Raw genomic sequence first — 18,913 nt, forward strand, 5'->3', positions numbered from 1 at the left:
AAATGAAAACAATTTTTTAATCTATGATTTCTAATATGGAGAAATATATACTTGCCTTGGATCAAGGTACTACAAGTTCCCGGGCAGTAATTTTTGACCAAAAGGGCGATATTGTATCTATAGCCCAAAAAGAGTTTACACAGTATTTTCCCAAACCAGGTTGGGTAGAGCACGATCCTGTTGAAATTTGGTCTACTCAGGCTGGGATAGCAGCAGAGGTTGTAACCAAAAAAGGACTAAGCGGGGCCAATATTGCAGCTATCGGTATTACGAACCAACGGGAGACTGTTGTTGTTTGGGATAAAAGAACCGGAGATCCGGTATATAATGCTATCGTTTGGCAGGACAAAAGAACAGCAGATTTTTGTGATGAGCTTAATTTGTCGGGGAAGGCCGACCTAATAAGGGCTAAAACTGGTTTGGTTATCGATTCCTATTTTTCGGCCACAAAGGTGAAATGGATTTTAGACAATGTAAGCGGCGTCAGGGACCTTGCCGAGACTGGTAAATTACTGTGCGGGACAATAGATTCCTGGCTTATTTGGAAAATGACTCAGGGCGAGCTCCATATTACTGATGTTACTAATGCCAGTAGGTCTTTAATCTTCAATATAAACACTTTGGAATGGGACGATGAATTATTGGAGCTTTTCACTATTCCAAAAAATATGTTGCCCCAAGTAAGGGAGTCAAGTGAGATCTACGGTTATACCCATCCCAATTTTTTTGCGCACAGGATACCTATAGCCGGAATTGCCGGAGACCAACAAGCTGCACTTTTTGGTCAGATGTGTACAAGACCGGGAATGGTAAAGAATACATATGGTACAGGGTGCTTCATGCTTATGAACATTGGTGATAAGCCAATTATATCCACCAATAATTTATTGACAACAATCGCTTGGAAAATTAATGGTAAAACATATTACGCCCTTGAGGGAAGTGTATTTATTGCTGGGGCAGTGGTACAATGGTTGCGGGACAGTTTGAAAATTATAGCCAACTCCTCCGAGGTTGAAAAATTGGCAAGCTCGGTAGAAAGTTCAGACGGTGTTTATTTTGTTCCGGCCTTTGCCGGATTGGGGGCTCCCTATTGGAATCAAAGAGTACAGGGAACAGTATTTGGGCTCACTAGGGGAAGTACCGACGCACATATTGCCAGAGCTGCCTTAGAATCCATCGCTTACCAGACAATGGATATTTTAAAGGCAATGGAAGCCGATTCCGGAGTGAAAATAAAGGAGCTCCGAGTTGATGGGGGAGCTACGGTAAACGATATGTTAATGCAATTTCAGGCAGACGTATTAAATACTAAAACGGTGCGTCCAAAAGTAGTAGAGACTACTGTTATGGGAGCAGCCTATCTAGCGGGACTAGCAGTAGGTTTTTGGAAGGATCTAGAAGAAATTCAGGAGATTTGGAAGACCGATCGACATTTTGTGCCTACCAATGATCGAAAACAAATTCAACAGGGCATAAAAGGGTGGTACAAGGCCATTGATACTCTTCAATATTGGGCGGAGCAAGATTAATCAATAAAAAATAGATATATAATGACATCATTTATTGCAGAAATTATTGGAACAATGTTATTAATTCTTTTGGGAGGGGGTGTAGTGGCCAATGTAGTATTGAATCTTACCAAGGGACATAATAGTGGGTGGATTGTAATTACAACAGGTTGGGCATTAGCAGTCTATGTTGGTGTTGTGGTGTCGGCACCATACAGTGGAGCGCATTTAAACCCGGCGGTAAGTGTCGGATTGGCCATTGCCGGTAGTTTTCCATGGCAAGATGTGCCCCATTATGTATTGGGGCAATTGATAGGTTCAATGTTAGGTGCGTTTTTGGTATGGTTAATTTATCGAAAACATTTTGATGCGACCTCTGATGGGGGACTAAAAAAAGCAGTTTTTTGTACAGATCCCGCTATCCGTGATACAGCTACTAATCTAATTAGCGAAATTATGGGCACTTTCGTCCTTCTTTTTGCTGTTCTTTATTTTACCGATGCTACCATTAGCGATAATGAAACGGTCATAGGACTCGGCTCTTTAGGGGCTATCCCAGTTGCATTTGTAGTTTGGTCAATTGGTTTGTCGCTAGGAGGAACAACGGGATACGCTATTAACCCGGCTAGGGATCTTGGGCCCAGGATAATGTATGCTATTTTGCCTATAAGAGGGAAGGGGAAGGCAGATTGGAGGTATTCATGGATCCCGGTAATTGGCCCGCTTATCGGTGCCATTATAGCAGCATTGCTCATGTTGTTTTTATCAGGAATATAGTTTTAAGAAAATTTGACCTGCTTTTAAGGGGGGTGCTCAAATAGGAAAGAAATGGGCTTTTTGGTTAATCAACAAAAAACATTCGAATTATTTCACATAATTATATTTTATTTCATATTGTTTTGTTTTATTATTAATATTTATGTATTATTGACAAGTTAATAATAATTCGAAACAAAATAGTGTTCATTCAAAAAATTCAGGTTCGGAATTTGTTTAGCTAATCAACAATTAAACTTAAAAAGTAATGAGAAAAAGAATTACAAAACTTCTGGCAGTGTGCATGCTACCTTTGCTCTCTTGGGGTCAGGATTTTATTATTGAAGGGGAGGTTACCGATCAGGAAGGCATCCCGTTGCTTGGTGCAAGTATTGTAGAAAAGGGTACCAACAATGGGGTTGTTTCAGATTTTGATGGGAATTTTAGTATAAAGACTTCTACGAAAGACGCTCAATTGGTTGTTTCGTTTATAGGATATATAACCAAAGAAGTCAAAGCATCTTCTGGTGTTTTACAAAAAATTGTGATGTTGGAGGATGCCAATACTCTTGATGAGGTAGTTGTCACGGCTCTAAATATTACCCGTGAAGAGAAATCGCTTGGCTACTCCATAGCCAAGGTTGAAGGCGAAGAAATTACAAAAACGGTTTCTGGAAATTGGCTGAACGGAATGTCGGGTAAAGTTGCAGGATTGACTTTTGATCAGGCGGGAACCGGTCCTAGCGGTTCTATTCGGGTTACTTTACGTGGAGACCAATCGTTGAACTATGGTAACAACGAAGCTCTTTTTGTGATTGACGGGGTGCCAGTGACTTCTGGAGCTACTGCTACCCGAAGCGTGAGTAACTATGCACAAGGTGATGCGCCGATCGATTATGGTAATGGGATGAGCGATCTCAATCCCGATGATATTGCTTCAGTATCTGTTTTGAAGGGGCCCGCCGCTGCGGCTTTGTATGGTTCTAGAGCAGCAAATGGCGCTATAGTGATCACTACTAAATCTGGAAGAAAAAATAAAGGTTTGGGCATTTCGGTCAGTTCTTCCGTGACATTTGAACAGGCGGGATATTTCCCTGATTTTCAAACGGAATATGGAAATGGATCGGACATGGGGGAAGGTGAATTTTCTTTGTGGGAACTTACTCCTGAAATGGCTCCGGATGGGGTAGGTGTACCAAGACGTTATTCGAGGTATACTTTTGGTGAAAAATTTGATTCCAATAAATTGCGTTACCTGTACGCCTCAAAAAACTGGGACACCGGCGAATTTAAGAAATTACCATTTGTTTATCAAGATGATTGGTATACCGGATTATTCCAAACGGGACTTACGACCAGCAATACTGTTAGTCTTAGTGGAAATAATGGGAAGGGTACATCTACCCGTTTTTCGATGACCAATTTTAAGAATGATTGGATAATGCCGAATACAGGTTTTGATAGGAAAAATGTTTCCTTGACTTTCAATACGCCCGTAACGGAAAAAATTAAACTAAACGCGAAGGTTAATTATTATATGAAAGAAAGCGATAATATGCCTGGTGGAGGGTATAATGAGACTAACCCGATGTATGCTTTGGTTTGGGGATTTAATGTAAATAGTATTGATGATTGGAGAGAGGAGTATTTTCAAGGTCGCTATAATTACGCCAACTGGTCTGCACAAGGAGAGAACGGCCAAGGATTGGTTTATCCTTCCACCAATGGATTTAACCCATATCGATCATTATATGAGGAACTAAACACTCAGGATAAGAATAGGGTCTTTGGAAATATTGGTTTGACCTTTGATCTGATGAAGGATCTTACCCTAAGCGTTGGATCTGGCTTGGATTGGTCAGATGAATTCCGCACACAACGAAGACCATTTTATACAGCGGATTATCAAAATGGTTTCTATCGTGAGCAGACCGTTAGGGTAATCGAGAACAATAATGACATTATGTTGCGTTATGCCAATAATGATTTTGCCAACGGGCGCTTTGGCCTTTCTACCATGATAGGTGCCAACAACAGGATAAATGAGTATTATAACAGTAAGATAACATTGGGTCAGTTGGGAGAAGAAGGAGTTTATCATACCACCAATCTCCCTACTGGGGTAATTCCTGATCCTTATAACTATAGAAGTAAAAAAATTGTCAATAGTTTGTATGGGTTGGCTTCGTTAAGTTGGGATGATACGTACTATTTGGATATTACAGGTCGTAATGATTGGTCCAGTACCCTCTCTGAAGGGAATTGGTCATTTTTTTATCCGTCCGTGGCTGCCAGTATTTTAATGAATGAAATCTTTGATTTTCCATCCAATGTGCCCTGGGTAGATTTTACAAAAATGCGCTTATCATGGGCGAACGTGGGGAACGATACTTCGCCTTATTCGTTAGATCAGTACTATGGGACGTCTTCCTATCCTGGAGGATATGTATTGCCCGGAACAATTCCAGATCCACTGATCAAGCCAGAGAATGTGGAGAGTTGGGAAGCCGGTTTGGAAGCTAAACTTTTCAAAAACCGCATTTCGTTCGATGTCACTGCCTATCATTCATCCACAACTAACCAGATCGTTTCGGTTGATGTGGATCAGATTTCAGGTGCTACAGGGTTGAAAATCAATGCCGGAGAAATAACCAATGAAGGATTAGAGGTTTCTGCTGGTTTTGTGCCGGTAAGAAGTCAGGATTTTGAATGGTCATTTGATCTTACCTGGTCTAAAAACAAGAACAAATTGGTTAGTTTGCAAGACGGTTGGGATCCGGAGGTACCCTTGGAAACCGATATGGGTACTACCATAGGGGGAAGGGTATATGTTTATTCCTATGTAGGTCAGGAAATGCATGAATTATATGGCCGTGGATTTCAAAGAGCACCTGAAGGATCAACCTATACTGATGAAAACGGGGCAGAAGTCGATGCTTCCGGAATGCATATTGTAAATGCCGATGGTTACCCTGTTCTGGATGAATCCCCAGATCGCAAACTTGGAAATGTAAATCCCGATTGGCGAGGTGGAATGGTGCAACGTTTCAGGTATAAGAATTTTTCTTTAATGGCTTCATTTACAGGACAAATGGGAGGAAATACTTTTTCTGTAACCAATTTTGCCCTTTCATACCAGGGGAAACTTAAAAATTCTTTGGAAGGAAGATACGATGGCCTTGTACATGAAGGTGTAAATGTCATTAACAATGACGACGGAACTGTAAGTTATCAAAAGAACAATACAGTGACCAAAAATATTCAAACGTACTATAATTCATATATATGGAATCGTAATAATGTGGAGATGAATACTTTTAGCAACTCATTTTTAAAATTGAGGGAATTACGCCTGAATTATAATTTGCCACAAGAGGTGTTACAGAAAACGGGCTTTTTGCACGACTTAAGTTTTGGAGTGTACGCCACCAATATATTTACCATTACGGATTTTCCACAATATGATCCGGAAACAGGAATGCTGAACGGATCCAATATATACAAGGGAATAGAATCAATGTCCTTTCCAATGACAAGATCTTATGGCTTTGACGTTAAATTTTCATTCTAAATAATCAGGATATGAACAAAATAAAAATAATAACAATTGGATTGTTAACAGTAATTGGCCATGCTTGTACTGCAGATTTTGAAGAAATCAATACAAATCCAAATACAACTAATGTAGGTCAGATACAGGCTAGCGGTATGTTTGAACCATTGTTATACAATGGGGCCAACTTCTGGCTAAATTATACTTGGTACTGGAATAATGAACTTATTCAATTTACGGCATTTACAGGCGGAACAACTCGTCAGGAACATCGTTATTTTATAAGTGACAGCAATTGGCAAAGTGTTTGGAATGCTTACAGTAGATATGGCAATAATGTTTCCCATTTGTACGATTTAAGTGTTGAACAGGAAGATCGCTCATTGGAGGCAATTTCTCTAACCTTGAAGGTTCTTTATATGTCCAATCTTACGGATATGTTTGGAGATGTTCCGTACTCTGAGGCTTTTACCGCCCGTAAGGCAAATGGAACTACCAAGCCAAAGTTCGAGTCCCAGAAGGAGGTGTATGAACAAATGTTTGCAGATCTGGCCACTGCCAATGCTATTTACGCTACTGAACCCATATTTATAAAACCGGCTCTTGATGGAATGTATTCCGGGTCCATGAAAAAATGGCAAAAATTTAATAACTCCTTATATCTTCGACTGCTCATGCGGGTAAGTGGACGTAATGAAATGAATGTGGGAGCAAAAATGACAGAGATAATCAACAATCCTTCTACCTATCCCATATTTACTTCAAATGCAGATAATGCCACAGTTGTATTTTCAGGGAACGACCCATATCGAAGTCAATTCGCGGATACAAACGAAGGTAGTTTTACCAGTTCGGGTAGAAAACTGACCGAGCAACTTATTAAGATGGCCGTCATTAAAGATGGCAATGGCCAAGAAACTTTTGTTGATCCCCGACTTCCTATTATTGGAAAGAAAAATCCTAATTTGAGTGTCAATCCGGACAACGTATGGAAGGGAACGGTATCGGGCGTTCCGGAACAAGATCAAAGTGATGCGGATCGTGGGTCCTCTTGGTTAAATACAGCAGTTTTGGCTAGAGTAGATGCTCCAGGAAGTTTTATGGATTATGCAGAAGTTCAATTTATTTTGGCCGAGGCAGCATTGAGAGGTCTAATTTCAGGTGGGGAATCAGCCTCAAAGGAATATTATGAAAATGGGGTTACGGCTTCGGTTGAAAAATGGGCGGAATATGGCCAGTATAGTGAAACTCCTGTCACTGTGGAAAATGCAGATATTACAGCCTTATTGAAATCCGATTTGGCATCTTGGGATAAGGCCTCTGATAAGAACGAGTTAATAGGTAACCAAAAATATCTAGCCTTGTTTTGGATCGGAATGGAAGCTTATCATGAATTTCGTAGAACAGGTTATCCCGAATTAACCATTGGGGCAGGTACTGTTTTTAACGATTATACCCTACCTACAAGGTTTGTTTATCCCACCACTACATTGGCAACAAATCCCGACAACGTTGAAGAAGCAATTGCAAGGATGGGGGGCAATACTATGAAAACTCCTGTTTGGTGGAGCCAACAGGCAATTCAAGGAGGAAATTAATAATGATCAATATAGATTTAATAAGATGAGAAATAATTTTTTTAGATTAAAACGAATGGGAAGGATATTGTTATTTATATTTTTCCTCTGCCCCCTGATTTTTATTTCCTGTAGTGATGATGAAAACGTGGTCAAAGAAGAACCATATTTTAGAATTGAAGAAAACCCTACCGGTCTTTCCGTAGATATCAATGGCGCTACGGAAAATTATGTTGTACGGTCCAATCGCCCGTGGCAAATTGTAGCCCAAAGTCAAGTAGATTGGATAAGGGCTTTTCCTGCAGAGGGGGAAGATGACGGTATTTTTGAATTTATAGTAGAGGGAAATGATACCTTTGAACCACGTAATGCCAATTTTGCATTTATTGTTGATGGAAATGAACAACCCGTTCTTTTCAGAGTGGACCAAGAGGCCAACGTCCCGTTTATAGTAATCGAAGATTCCGAAAGTGGCATTGGCGTGCCTTCCGCTCTAACAGATGTAACCATTAATGTTCAATCCAATGTAAATTGGAGCTATACCATAGTTGATGGTAGTTGGTTGACCGGTACGGATTTATCGGAAAGTGTAATAAAATTGATTGCGGCTAAAAACACTGGAGAGGAACGTGTAGCCAAATTAACAGTTAGTTCGGCTCAGTACCCTAATTTGGATCAGGAAATTACTATTACCCAATCTCCGGGCAATGTTATTTTGGAGGAGGGTTTTGACTGGTTGAATTATGGTAGTACTATCTTTTATACCACAACAGGGGAAACCAGAATGGATTCTTGGAGTACCGAAGAGATGGACAGGGGATGGAACAGTACGGAGAACGTTAGCTCAAGCAACCAAAAGGTGGTCTACGCTCGCACTGGGTTCCTTAAGTTGGGTAAAACTGGTTATGGAGGTGATTTGATTTCTCCGGCTTTATCGGCATTGGAAGAACCACAAAACCTAAGAGTTACTTTTAAGGCCGTACCCTATAAGACCAAGGGAGGTACGGAAGATGATAATATTCTTAACGTGAGCGTCGTTGGCCCAGGAACTACCAATATAGGGTCATTGACAATTGATAATTGGCCCGATTACGATAGCGATCCGGAATGTATCGCTATATGGGAAGATGAATCTTCCAATTATGAGTTTATTATTACTGGGGCAACTGCAGAAACAAAAATAAAGTTTCTGGGGGGCGATTATAATCTGGTAGGCGTTGGTAAAGGTAAAAACCGAATTTTTCTTGACGATATCAAGGTAAAAATAATCGAATAAATCAAAATTGTGTAACTAAAGTAGTTGCTTTTTAACGATCCTTACACTAAAGATATCTAATATGGGAACAAAGTTTTATATTGTTTGTTTTGCGGTATGCGTATTATCTATAGGTTGTACGGAAGAAGATGTAGTGGCAGATGCCCCAACAGCCTCGGAAAAAGAAGCAACTACCCCGGTGCAAAATTTAGTTGCATCGGGAATATCGGTTAACCACAGCTACTCGGATAGTTATATAAGTAGCGGTTTTTCATTTTTAAGTCCAGATCAGCTCGATAAAAACAGACAGGCCATAGGTGGCAGTTCCTATACGGAAGTCTATGGCTTTAATGTCCCAGAAGCAAACAGGGCAAGAGGAATTCGCTGGAATAGTGGCGATGAAACAACGGCTTCTTGGAGACCTCAGGGAATAGCGGGATTTAAAAAAAACGGTATAAGGTATCTGCTGATTACTTGGTATGCGCGAAATGCTTCGGATTATAAGGGGTCACGTATTACCTTACTTGATATTAGTCCAAGTTCCAGTACATATCTTATGTACAGACATATACTTTTGGTGCATGATGTAATACCCTCAAGTGTTTCCGGATATACTCAATATGGAAGCTACGCCCCATTAAACTTACATGCTGGTGGCGTTGCCTATTTTAATGATAAAATCTACATTGCCAGTACCAACCTTGGTATGAGGGTGTTCGACCTTAATAAAATAGTGGAAGTTTCAACAGGCTCATCCACTAGCACAAAATGCGGCCAAGATTCCGGTGGAAACCTATATGCATTTAATTACAGGTATATTCTGCCTCAGATGGAGTATTATGATATCAATGGCGGGGCCAATCCCTTTTCTACAATTCAACTAAATGAAGAGGGAAATGAATTTTGGACCGCTCAATATTCCCATGGTAGTGCGAGTTCGTCAGTAGTTCCAAAAATTTATGGTTTTCCTATAGACTCGAATGGGACCGTTCTTAATTCGGGAATTGAATATTTTATTCCCAAAAATTCCCTTTTTGCAGATGATCATGCCCATGGAATGCAGGGAATTTTTAGAAAGGGATCAAGAACATGGTTGTCCTGTACAGGTTCCCCATCGTCATCATATGGTTCTACGGCACGATTGGCACGTTACACAGATGGGGCCTCCAATACAGTACGTTATAGATGGCCTTATGGAGCAGAATCATTATACTATGAAAAGCAATATGATTATCTCTGGAGTTTAACGGAATACGAACCCAATAGTGGTGCTGCAAATGGTAGCCAGGTTAATCGCTGCATATTTGCGGTTCACTTTTCCAACTATGAATAACCTTTTTAAGCAGGCGGTTTTCACGGAAATTAGCTCGCAAAATCAATAAAGATATAAATGGAGAATACAAGAAGAAAGTTTATAAGAATGGGAGGCTTGACTACCATAGCCGGATTGAGCGGTATGGGAGTGGCATTTTCGAGTTGTAGTGAAGATGAAGGGAGCGGTCCTGTAGACGGAGACAACAATTTAAATATTACAGGGGTCTCCATTCCATCAAGCATGGACATAGTTGAAGAGGGCAATATTACCTTAATAGGGAAAGGATTCAAATTAGGGGATAAAATACAATTGACCCCTTCCTTAGCTTCCCTTAAACCCTTTGCCAGTGAGGTTACTTCGGTTACGGATGGCACAGTGGTTTTTTCCGTACCTATCGGATTTGCAACAGGGAACTATAAGATTTCTGTAGTCAGGGGAACAGAAAGCTTGGTATTGGGCACTGTTTTACTTAATTTGATTGCTGACACCCATATTCCGGATATGGAAGGAATGACGGTAAAGGGAATTGTATTTTCAGATGGGAAGGGTATCCCCGGTGTTGCGGTCTCGGATGGCCATGAAGTTGCGATTACCGATGAAGAAGGGATATATTACCTTCCTTCACTAAAAAAAACAGGCTTTGTATTTATTTCCATTCCCGGAAATTATGAAGTGGTAACTACAGGAAACGCCCCTCAATTTTTTAAGCGCTTAAGCAGTAGTGTCAGCACAGTGGAGCAAAAGGATTTTTCCCTGATCAAGGTAGACAACCAAAAACATGTGGTTATCCCAATGGCAGACTGGCATTTGGCCAATCGCAATAACGATATTGATCAGTATACGGGCAAAGTACTCCCCGACGTAAATGCAAGTATAGACAAATACGCAGCTGATGGGACCAAGGTGTATGTATTGACCCTAGGTGATATGACCTGGGATCTTTATTGGTACGACAATAATTTTGGATTGAACGAGTACCTACCTTATATGAACATGCTAAATTGCCCTGTCTTTAATCTGATAGGGAACCATGATTATGATCCCTACTATGCCAATGACTGGGAAGCTGAAAATAAGTATAGGGATGTTCTGGGGCCAACCTATTATTCTTTCAATCTGGGGGATATCCATTATGTGGTATTGGATGATGTTGAATATATAAATACGGGAGGTTCGCAAGGTACTGTGGGTAGTCGTAACTACAATTACATCATTAACTCTGAACAGATGAAATGGTTGAAAAAGGATCTCTCGACCATTACCGATAAAAGTACTCCTATCGTGGTAGCTATGCACACGCCACTGTACAAAAAACCATCCTTGGATCAAAATGGCGATCAGGTCAGTGAAGTTTATTTAAGCAACGGGAACGATCTAATAGAAAGCCTTAAAGAATTTACTACAGTCCATGTTTTAACGGGTCACACGCATGTAAATTATAGGGTAGAGGAAGAGGCCAATTTGATGGAGCACAATACAGCGGCCATTTGTGCCACATGGTGGTGGACGGGTAAAAATGGCTATGCCAATAATCATATCTGTAAAGATGGCAGCCCTGGAGGATATGGGATTTGGCAGATGAACGGAAGGGATATGCAATGGCGTTATAAAAGCATTGGGTACAGTGAAGAGTATCAATTCCGTACCTATGATTTAAATTCGGTACATATTACAGCTGCCAATTTTGCCCCGCAATCTACGGATTCTGAATTAGCACCGTATGCGGGTCCATACGCCCTGCAGAATAGTAACAATGAGGTTTTAATAAATATTTGGTCCTATGAAAAGGATTGGACAATTGAGGTAACTGAAAATGGTGAAAATCTGGAAGTGGCACGAATAGTGGCAAAAGATCCATTGCATATTATTTCATATGATGCGCTGCGTTTAAATGCAGGGGCAACACCTACAAGTTCGTTTGCAACCAATGAAACATCGCACCTATTCAAAGTAATGGCTTCGGCACCGGGTACGACGCTCGAAATCAAGGTAACGGACCGATTTGGAAATGTTTATACTGAAAGCATGATACGTCCCAAAGCCTTTTCTTTAAATATGAGCTGATTTCAGAAAATAAAATACCAACTATTTTTAAAAATAAAGGAAAAGGAGGGATGGGACTTAAAACTTTTCGCTTTTTCCATAAAGTAAATTACACTATTCGATTAATTTTATACTTAATGTTTAATAAATAAATTAATGACATCAAGATTCTTAACTGTCCAAAATATTAAAATAGCTACTTTATCCTTGGCTTTTTCTCTTCTATCGGGAGGCTGTAAAAGTATAGATAATCCTGTAATAGCCCATAGAGGTGCTTGGAAGGCACAGGGGCTTCCGGAAAATTCCATTGCCGCCCTTAAAGAAGCCATTGTATTAGGGTGCTATGGCTCGGAATTCGATGTGCATCTTACCAAAGACGATATTCCGGTAGTTAATCATGATAAGGATTTTATGGGAATCGATATTGAAACTTCCACCTATAGTGAATTATTGGCCAAGCAACTTTCCAATGGGGAGAGGATACCCACCCTTAAAGCCTATCTGGAAGAAGGGCTCAAGCAAAAAAAGACCAAATTGATCTTGGAGATCAAGTCTGCCCCTTCTGGAAAAGAAAGAACATTAAAGTTGACCAAAATGGCGGTAGATATGGTACATAGTTTAGAGGGTCGGTCTTTGGTGGAATATATATGTTTTGATTTTGATGCCGGTCAATTGGTAAGTAAACTGGACCCCAAAGCGGAGATAGCCTATCTTAATGGGGACAGAACGCCGGCCGAAGCCAAACAGGCGGGTTATACAGGTATAGATTACAACTATATGGTGTATAAAAAAAATCCAACTTGGATCAAGGATGCCTTGGATTTGGGGCTAACAGTTAATGTCTGGACAGTCAATAATGAGGAAGATATACAAGACTTGTTGCGCCAGAATGTAGATTATATTACGACTAATGAATCGGAGCTGCTTTTTAAGGTGCTGAATAAAAATAAGCGATAAACAAATGCTGTTTGAACTAAAACTCAAGAAAGTACTCCTACTTCCCTGCCTATTGTTGTTCGTCTTTATCGGTCATACACAATCATACAGAAATATTGGGGGTTGGAGTACGGAGATAAATCAAAAGATAGAGAGTTTTCTCAATTCCACTCTTATCATTAAAGAACGAAAAGTTGCTGTTTTTGATTGTGACGGAACTTTGTTTGGCCAGACACCTTATTATTTGGCAGATGAAGCTATTTATTCATACGCCAAAGATAAATTCGCGGCAAGAAGTGATAGTTTGTCATTGGCCAAAATGGCTATAATAAATAATCTCATTCAAGGCAATAACGTTGGTGTGGACTATGTTAAAAATCGCATTGGATTTCTGTCCGGATTATCTCCAGAAGAGATAGAAACCATAGGTGAGAATTATTTTCGTGCAAAGTATCAAACCAAATTCTATCCCGAGATGCGAGAACTTTTGGCCAATTTGCAGGAATATGGATTTGAAATATGGGTCCTGACAGCTTCCCCTGAAATTTTATATCAAAAATTTGTAAGTGAGAATCTTGGTATACCTGAGAATCGTATTTTAGGTGTTAAATCTGTCATTAGTCAAGGGAAGGTTACAGATAAAATAGTCTATCCAATTCCCCAAGATAAAGGTAAGGCAGAGGCTATACAGACTTTTATAAAAGCTAGGCCCTTATTTGTTGGGGGCAATAGCAGGGGCGATCTTGAAATGATGAACGAGTCTATAGGAATTAAGATGATTGTAAACCCGGATGATGGAAAGGTTGAAAAGGGTCTACATGCGGGAGCTATGGAAGGACATACTGTTAAGGAATATTGGGATAGGCACAACGGGCTCGCCGTATATTGCAAGGACGTTCCGGAAGGCTCCTATCACTATGTATCCGAAGAAATGAATATTAAGCCCAATAAGGTTAATCCTATAACAAAATAGGGTATATTTATTAGGTTTAATATAGTTTTTGATGACCAGCGGGGCCGACTTTTGTTTAAAGTCGGCCCTTTTTTAATGACAAACAACTGGAAAGCTGTCCATATCATTGATTGGGAACAATGTTTTGTTTTAAGTGTTTCAAAGGCCTACAAAAAGGCAGGCAGATTTATATTTTTAGGTCCAGCCCATCTTCATTGATCATGGAACTTTTCTGCAATAAAAAATGGTATTGAAAATCCTTTTAGGAACATTTTTCTATTGGAATTAGAGACTAATGGACCTACTTTTTAATGGGCTATATATGGTTCTAGAATTTTCGCCCAATGTTCATATCCTTTCTCATTAAGGTGGAGTCCTTCATCTGTGTAAATGGCATTAAGCCTTTCCTCTTCATCTAAAAATTGGGAATAAAGGTCGATGAGTGTTACTTGGTGCTTTTGTGCCAACTTCTTTATGCCATTATTTATGTTTAGGATATGTTGGTCCTTGTTGTAGTGGTTGTTATAGACTCCAAAACTACTGTTTACGGGCAGTATGGTTTCAATATATAATTTGGTATTTGGGGATTCTTTCCCAATTCTCCTCATGATGGATTCGTAATTTGCCAAAATTGCTGAATCTGGAAAGTTTCTTGAAATATCGTTGATGCCGATTAATAAAAATATTTTGGCCGGATGTCCTTCTGTTATTTCATTCAATCTTTCTAAAATGCCAAAAGTAGTGTCTCCGGAAATTCCCCGATTTTTAGCATTAGGGAGTCGTAAAAGTTCGTTCCAATGAGCTCTTGCAGTAATACTATTGCCTAAAAATATGATATCGGTGGATTGGTTTAAATAGCTTTTAAATTGTCTTACTTGTACATCGTAAGTCTTAGGTCTATAGGTGGTGTCAATTTTTATTTCCTGTCCATTAATTATAAATGTGCCTAACAGAAAAATGAATGTGAAATGTAAAATTTTTGTTATGTTCATTGTATTACTTGTTAATTAAATGAAATAAAACGAAATATAATGAAATTTTTTATAAAACAAAATGAAATTTAAAATGATATAGCCAAGCTATGCTGAATTATTTGAGCAAGCCGGATTACAGCAAAAATCACGAAAGCGTTTTTGCAATTAGCAAAGTATAAATTATTAAAATTTTGATTATCCAATATGCAGGTTACCTTTGGAGAAAAGCATTCCATTTAATACTATGTGAAATATAAAAAATGTCATTGTAGCGGTTAAATGGAGTTGGTTAAAATCAATCAGTAAATCAAATCAAACCTGATAAAAATTGTTTTAACTTATTAATATTTAATAAAAAAAAGACTGAAAGTTCTGTGTCTTGACTCCTTGACTCCAAATGATAAAGAGGTAGAACTATAATTTTACAAATAAAACATTACAGCCGTACAAATATCATATATAAATGTAAATAAAAAAGACTTAAAAAGCAGTATTTCAGCTTGTTAAGTCTTTTTTTAGTACTCGAGGTGGGAATCGAACCCACACTCCGAAGAACTGGATTTTGAATCCAGCGCGTCTACCAGTTCCGCCACTCGAGCATTATAGGTAATTTTCTTAAAGTCGGAATAAGCCAACCTTAATATGCAATCTCAAAATTTCATTTTTAACTTGTCTACCATCCCGATAGCTATCGGGGCCGCCCTGCCTACCGCAGGCAGGCACTCGAGCAAGGTAATTATTTTTTGGTTTTCAATTTTCCCTGGAGCTAAAAACGCCTGAGATTTAATTGAGACTGCAAAACTAAAAAATAATTTCTTTATAACACTAAAAAAATAACAAGATTTATACTTTAGCAACCCAAATTAATTTCTAAATTTGCACCTCCTTATAAAAAGGAGTTGCAATAAACTAAAAAACAAGACATTAACAATGCCATATCAAGTGCCGGAGCCTAAAATTTTTACCTGTACCCAAAGTACAAAGCTATCCGAAAAAATAGCAGAGCATTTTGGTTCCAATTTGGGCAATGTTATTTTTTCCAGATACAGTGATGGGGAGTTTCAGCCATCCTTTGAAGAATCTGTACGTGGAATGCGTGTGTTTATTATTGGGTCTACAAACCCCAGTTCTGAAAACTTGATGGAAATGTTGTTGATGTTGGATGCCGCAAAAAGGGCGTCCGCAAGGCACATAACTGCGGTAATGCCTTATTTCGGTTGGGCCAGACAGGACAGAAAGGACAAGCCCAGAGTGCCAATAGCGGCCAAGTTGGTGGCCAAAATGTTGGAGGCGGCAGGGGCTACCCGGATCATTACCATGGACCTGCATGCCGATCAAATACAAGGTTTTTTTGAAAAGCCGGTAGACCATTTATTTGCTTCTACTTTGTTTTTGCCCTATTTGAACAGCCTTAACCTCAAAGACCTTACCATAGCCTCACCGGATATGGGCGGATCCAAAAGGGCATACGCCTATTCCAAGGCACTCAATTGCGATGTGGTCATATGTTACAAGCAAAGGGCACTGGCCAATGTAATTTCGCACATGGAACTTATTGGCGATGTGCAAGGGAAAAATGTGGTTTTGGTAGATGATATGGTAGATACTGCCGGAACCTTGACAAAAGCTGCTGATTTAATGATGGAACGGGGAGCTCTAAGTGTCAGGGCCATTACTACCCACGCACTTCTATCCGGGGATGCCTATGAAAAAATTGAAAAATCGAAACTGTCGGAACTTATAGTAACCGATTCCATACCCCTAAAAAAGGAAAGTAAAAAAATTAGGGTAATAAGCTGTGCCGAGTTGTTTGCCGATGTAATGCACAGGGTACACCACAATACTTCCATTAGTTCCAAGTTTTTGATGTAGAAGTTATAGTACTAGAATAATTTTAATTAATATTTAATAAATACAATGAAGTCAATTACAATTAAAGGATCAGAAAGAGAAAGCGTGGGCAAAAAAGCTACAAAGGCCTTACGTAATGCTGGAAAGGTTCCTTGCGTTATTTACGGAGGGGATAAACCATTACACTTTGCAGCGGAAGAACTATCGTTCAAGGATTTAGTGTACACTCCAAACGCACACACCGTTGTGGTTGATTTGGAAGGTGGTAAAAAGTATGATGCGGTAATGCAGGATATTCAATTTCACCCTGTAACCGATAGTATTTTACACGTAGACTTTTATCAGTTGTTCAAAGACAAGGAAGTTACTATGGACATTCCAGTTAGACTGTTGGGGAATTCTCCAGGGGTTAGAAACGGGGGTAGATTATTGTTCAGAAAAAGAAAGCTTGCCATTAAGGCCTTACCGGACAATTTGCCCGATTTCTTTGATGTGGATATCTCTAAATTGAGAATTGGAGGAAATATTTCCGTATCTACATTGTTGAAGGATGAATTTACCATTCTTCACCCGGAAAATACAGTGGTGGTTCAGGTTAAAGCTGCACGTAATGCGGTCTTGGTAGATGATGAGGAAGAAGACGAAGAGGGAGCGGAAGCTGCTGCGGACGCATCCACTGATGGAGGTGAAGCATAGATGTAATCTAAAAATAAGTGTAAAAGCATCCCGTATCTGCGGGATGCTTTTGTATTTTTAAGGATGAAGTGATTTAAAAAATAAGGATATGTTCCGGTTTTTAGCATCTATTTTTAAATTGAAAGGGACATTGTTGGATGAAAAAGACGCCATGAAGAAATTTTTAGTTGTAGGATTGGGCAATATTGGGGAGGAATACGTTGAAACCCGTCATAATATCGGCTTTAAAATATTGGATTCCCTATCCGTGGAGGAAGATTTTAGCTTTGAGACCGCAAAATTGGGCGATGTGGGCACGTTTAAGGTTAAGGGAAAAAGTATCATCTGTCTCAAACCGTCTACTTATATGAACAGAAGTGGAAAGGCCTTAAAATATTGGATGGACAAGGAAAATATACCCCTTGAAAATGTACTTATCATCACTGATGACATTAATCTTTCTTTCGGGACCATCCGTTTAAAGACCAAAGGAAGTGACGGGGGCCATAACGGATTGAAGGATGTTCAACAGTACCTGCTTACTACCAATTACAATAGATTAAGGTTTGGTGTTGGTTCCGATTTTGGAAAAGGCAAACAAATAGATTACGTTTTGGGAGAATGGAACCAAGAGGAAAAGGAGGCCTTGACAGAACGATTTGCAAGAGTCAATGCCCTGATCCGCTCCTTTGTCCTTTCCGGGGTCAATAGGACCATGAACGAATACAATGGTACCTAACCTGTTTAACGTACCTTAAATTCCGAAATGGTATTGGTAGCCGTATTGCCTTCCCTATCCATGGTAATTATTCGCCAGTAATACACGGTATTGGCTGCAACACTTACCTTTAGACTGGATTGCCCGGATGTAAGCGTACCTATCAGCGTGGTCGGCGGGGTTTCGGTAGAAAAATACACCTCATAGCCTTCAAGGTCGTTATCCACATCGGCGCCCTCCCAATCCAAAAGAACTTCATTGTTGATATCCCTGGCTATGTTCGATCCTGTCTTTGGAGATATGACCGCTGCGGGAAAAGGGGGATGGGTGGTTTCTGCACCGGCATTAAAAAATTGCCATGTTTCGCTACGTGCCGTTTCCGGAACTTTGGTGTTTTTGGAAACTACCAGCCAAGAATATGGGGTTCCTTTTTCAATGGTCAAATTTGCCGAAGTACCGCTCACTACAATGGTTTGGGTGGTGTTGGTATTTAAATTGGTAGCCCTCAATTCATAGGATTCCGTGTGGTCCGCACCCTGCCATCTAAACTCCACCGTAGAAGTATTGGTTCCCGCTACGTTTAGGCCTGTGTTGCATTCCGAATTTTTTTGGGGAAAGACCAATAGGGCGGACGAGGGTGGTTTGGGACTGTCCTTTCCTCCGCATCCTGTTAGGGCCAAAAAACATAGGATTATGGTTATTGGTTTCATCCGTTTATATTTATTGCCTGCCTGTTCGGCAGACAGGTTTTTTTATCGGTCAGATGTAATATCCAAGTAATCATTTTCGTCCCGATA

General features: G+C 39.8%; 14 protein-coding genes and 1 tRNA gene. 12 read left to right on the forward strand and 3 right to left on the reverse strand.

Features of this window, described 5'->3' with window-relative positions:
• Positions 1 to 35 precede the first annotated feature (35 nt).
• The 9 genes from glpK to D0S24_RS01885 all read left to right on the forward strand — a co-directional run bounded on the left by glpK (position 36) and on the right by D0S24_RS01885 (position 13,919).
• The gene (glpK, locus tag D0S24_RS01845; protein WP_117018565.1) at positions 36 to 1,532 is read left to right on the forward strand and encodes a glycerol kinase GlpK; all 1,497 of its coding nucleotides are present in this window, start codon (positions 36 to 38) and stop codon (positions 1,530 to 1,532) included.
• A 21-nt stretch (positions 1,533 to 1,553) separates the two neighbouring features.
• A complete protein-coding gene (locus D0S24_RS01850) occupies positions 1,554 to 2,288 on the forward strand; it encodes an MIP/aquaporin family protein (protein WP_117018152.1) in 735 nt (244 codons plus the stop codon).
• A 247-nt stretch (positions 2,289 to 2,535) separates the two neighbouring features.
• Entirely contained in the window at positions 2,536 to 5,838 is a 3,303-nt protein-coding gene (locus D0S24_RS01855) for a SusC/RagA family TonB-linked outer membrane protein (protein WP_117018153.1), read from the forward strand.
• 11 nt (positions 5,839 to 5,849) lie between these two features.
• A complete protein-coding gene (locus tag D0S24_RS01860; RefSeq protein ID WP_117018154.1) occupies positions 5,850 to 7,418 on the forward strand; it encodes a SusD/RagB family nutrient-binding outer membrane lipoprotein in 1,569 nt (522 codons plus the stop codon).
• A gap of 25 nt (positions 7,419 to 7,443) precedes the next feature.
• Positions 7,444 to 8,673: a BACON domain-containing protein gene (locus D0S24_RS01865; protein WP_117018155.1), complete on the forward strand. Its 1,230-nt coding sequence runs from the start codon at positions 7,444 to 7,446 to the stop codon at positions 8,671 to 8,673.
• A gap of 61 nt (positions 8,674 to 8,734) precedes the next feature.
• Positions 8,735 to 9,985: a hypothetical protein gene (locus D0S24_RS01870; protein WP_117018156.1), complete on the forward strand. Its 1,251-nt coding sequence runs from the start codon at positions 8,735 to 8,737 to the stop codon at positions 9,983 to 9,985.
• Between the two features lie 57 nt (positions 9,986 to 10,042).
• The gene (locus tag D0S24_RS01875) at positions 10,043 to 12,031 is read left to right on the forward strand and encodes a calcineurin-like phosphoesterase family protein (protein WP_117018157.1); all 1,989 of its coding nucleotides are present in this window, start codon (positions 10,043 to 10,045) and stop codon (positions 12,029 to 12,031) included.
• Positions 12,032 to 12,166: 135 nt separating this feature from the next.
• Positions 12,167 to 12,967, forward strand: coding sequence for a glycerophosphodiester phosphodiesterase family protein (locus tag D0S24_RS01880; RefSeq protein WP_117018158.1), 801 nt, complete (start codon positions 12,167 to 12,169; stop codon positions 12,965 to 12,967).
• A gap of 4 nt (positions 12,968 to 12,971) precedes the next feature.
• Positions 12,972 to 13,919, forward strand: a complete 948-nt coding sequence (locus tag D0S24_RS01885) for an HAD family phosphatase (RefSeq protein WP_117018159.1) — start codon at positions 12,972 to 12,974, stop codon at positions 13,917 to 13,919.
• Between the two features lie 287 nt (positions 13,920 to 14,206).
• On the opposite strand, the gene D0S24_RS01890 is transcribed toward D0S24_RS01885, so the two are convergent.
• Both D0S24_RS01890 and D0S24_RS01895 read right to left on the reverse strand, forming a co-directional pair.
• Positions 14,207 to 14,890, reverse strand: a complete 684-nt coding sequence (locus tag D0S24_RS01890) for a GDSL-type esterase/lipase family protein (protein WP_117018160.1) — start codon at positions 14,888 to 14,890, stop codon at positions 14,207 to 14,209.
• A gap of 501 nt (positions 14,891 to 15,391) precedes the next feature.
• Positions 15,392 to 15,471 (reverse strand) — tRNA-Leu (locus D0S24_RS01895).
• 331 nt (positions 15,472 to 15,802) lie between these two features.
• Between D0S24_RS01895 and D0S24_RS01905 the strand changes: the two genes are divergently transcribed.
• The 3 genes from D0S24_RS01905 (at position 15,803) to pth (ending at position 18,137) form a co-directional block, all read left to right on the forward strand.
• Positions 15,803 to 16,744, forward strand: coding sequence for a ribose-phosphate pyrophosphokinase (locus tag D0S24_RS01905; RefSeq protein ID WP_117018162.1), 942 nt, complete (start codon positions 15,803 to 15,805; stop codon positions 16,742 to 16,744).
• 45 nt (positions 16,745 to 16,789) lie between these two features.
• A complete protein-coding gene (locus D0S24_RS01910) occupies positions 16,790 to 17,419 on the forward strand; it encodes a 50S ribosomal protein L25/general stress protein Ctc (RefSeq protein WP_117018163.1) in 630 nt (209 codons plus the stop codon).
• Between the two features lie 88 nt (positions 17,420 to 17,507).
• Entirely contained in the window at positions 17,508 to 18,137 is a 630-nt protein-coding gene (pth, locus tag D0S24_RS01915) for an aminoacyl-tRNA hydrolase (RefSeq protein WP_117018164.1), read from the forward strand.
• A 5-nt stretch (positions 18,138 to 18,142) separates the two neighbouring features.
• Here the strand turns inward: pth and D0S24_RS01920 are convergent, their stop codons facing one another.
• Complete coding sequence (locus tag D0S24_RS01920) at positions 18,143 to 18,826, reverse strand: hypothetical protein (protein ID WP_117018165.1); 684 nt, start codon at positions 18,824 to 18,826, stop codon at positions 18,143 to 18,145.
• Between the last annotated feature and the right edge of the window lie 87 nt (positions 18,827 to 18,913).

Origin of the sequence: Arenibacter sp. P308M17, from assembly GCF_003426735.1 — a bacterium.
Classification (GTDB): domain Bacteria; phylum Bacteroidota; class Bacteroidia; order Flavobacteriales; family Flavobacteriaceae; genus Arenibacter.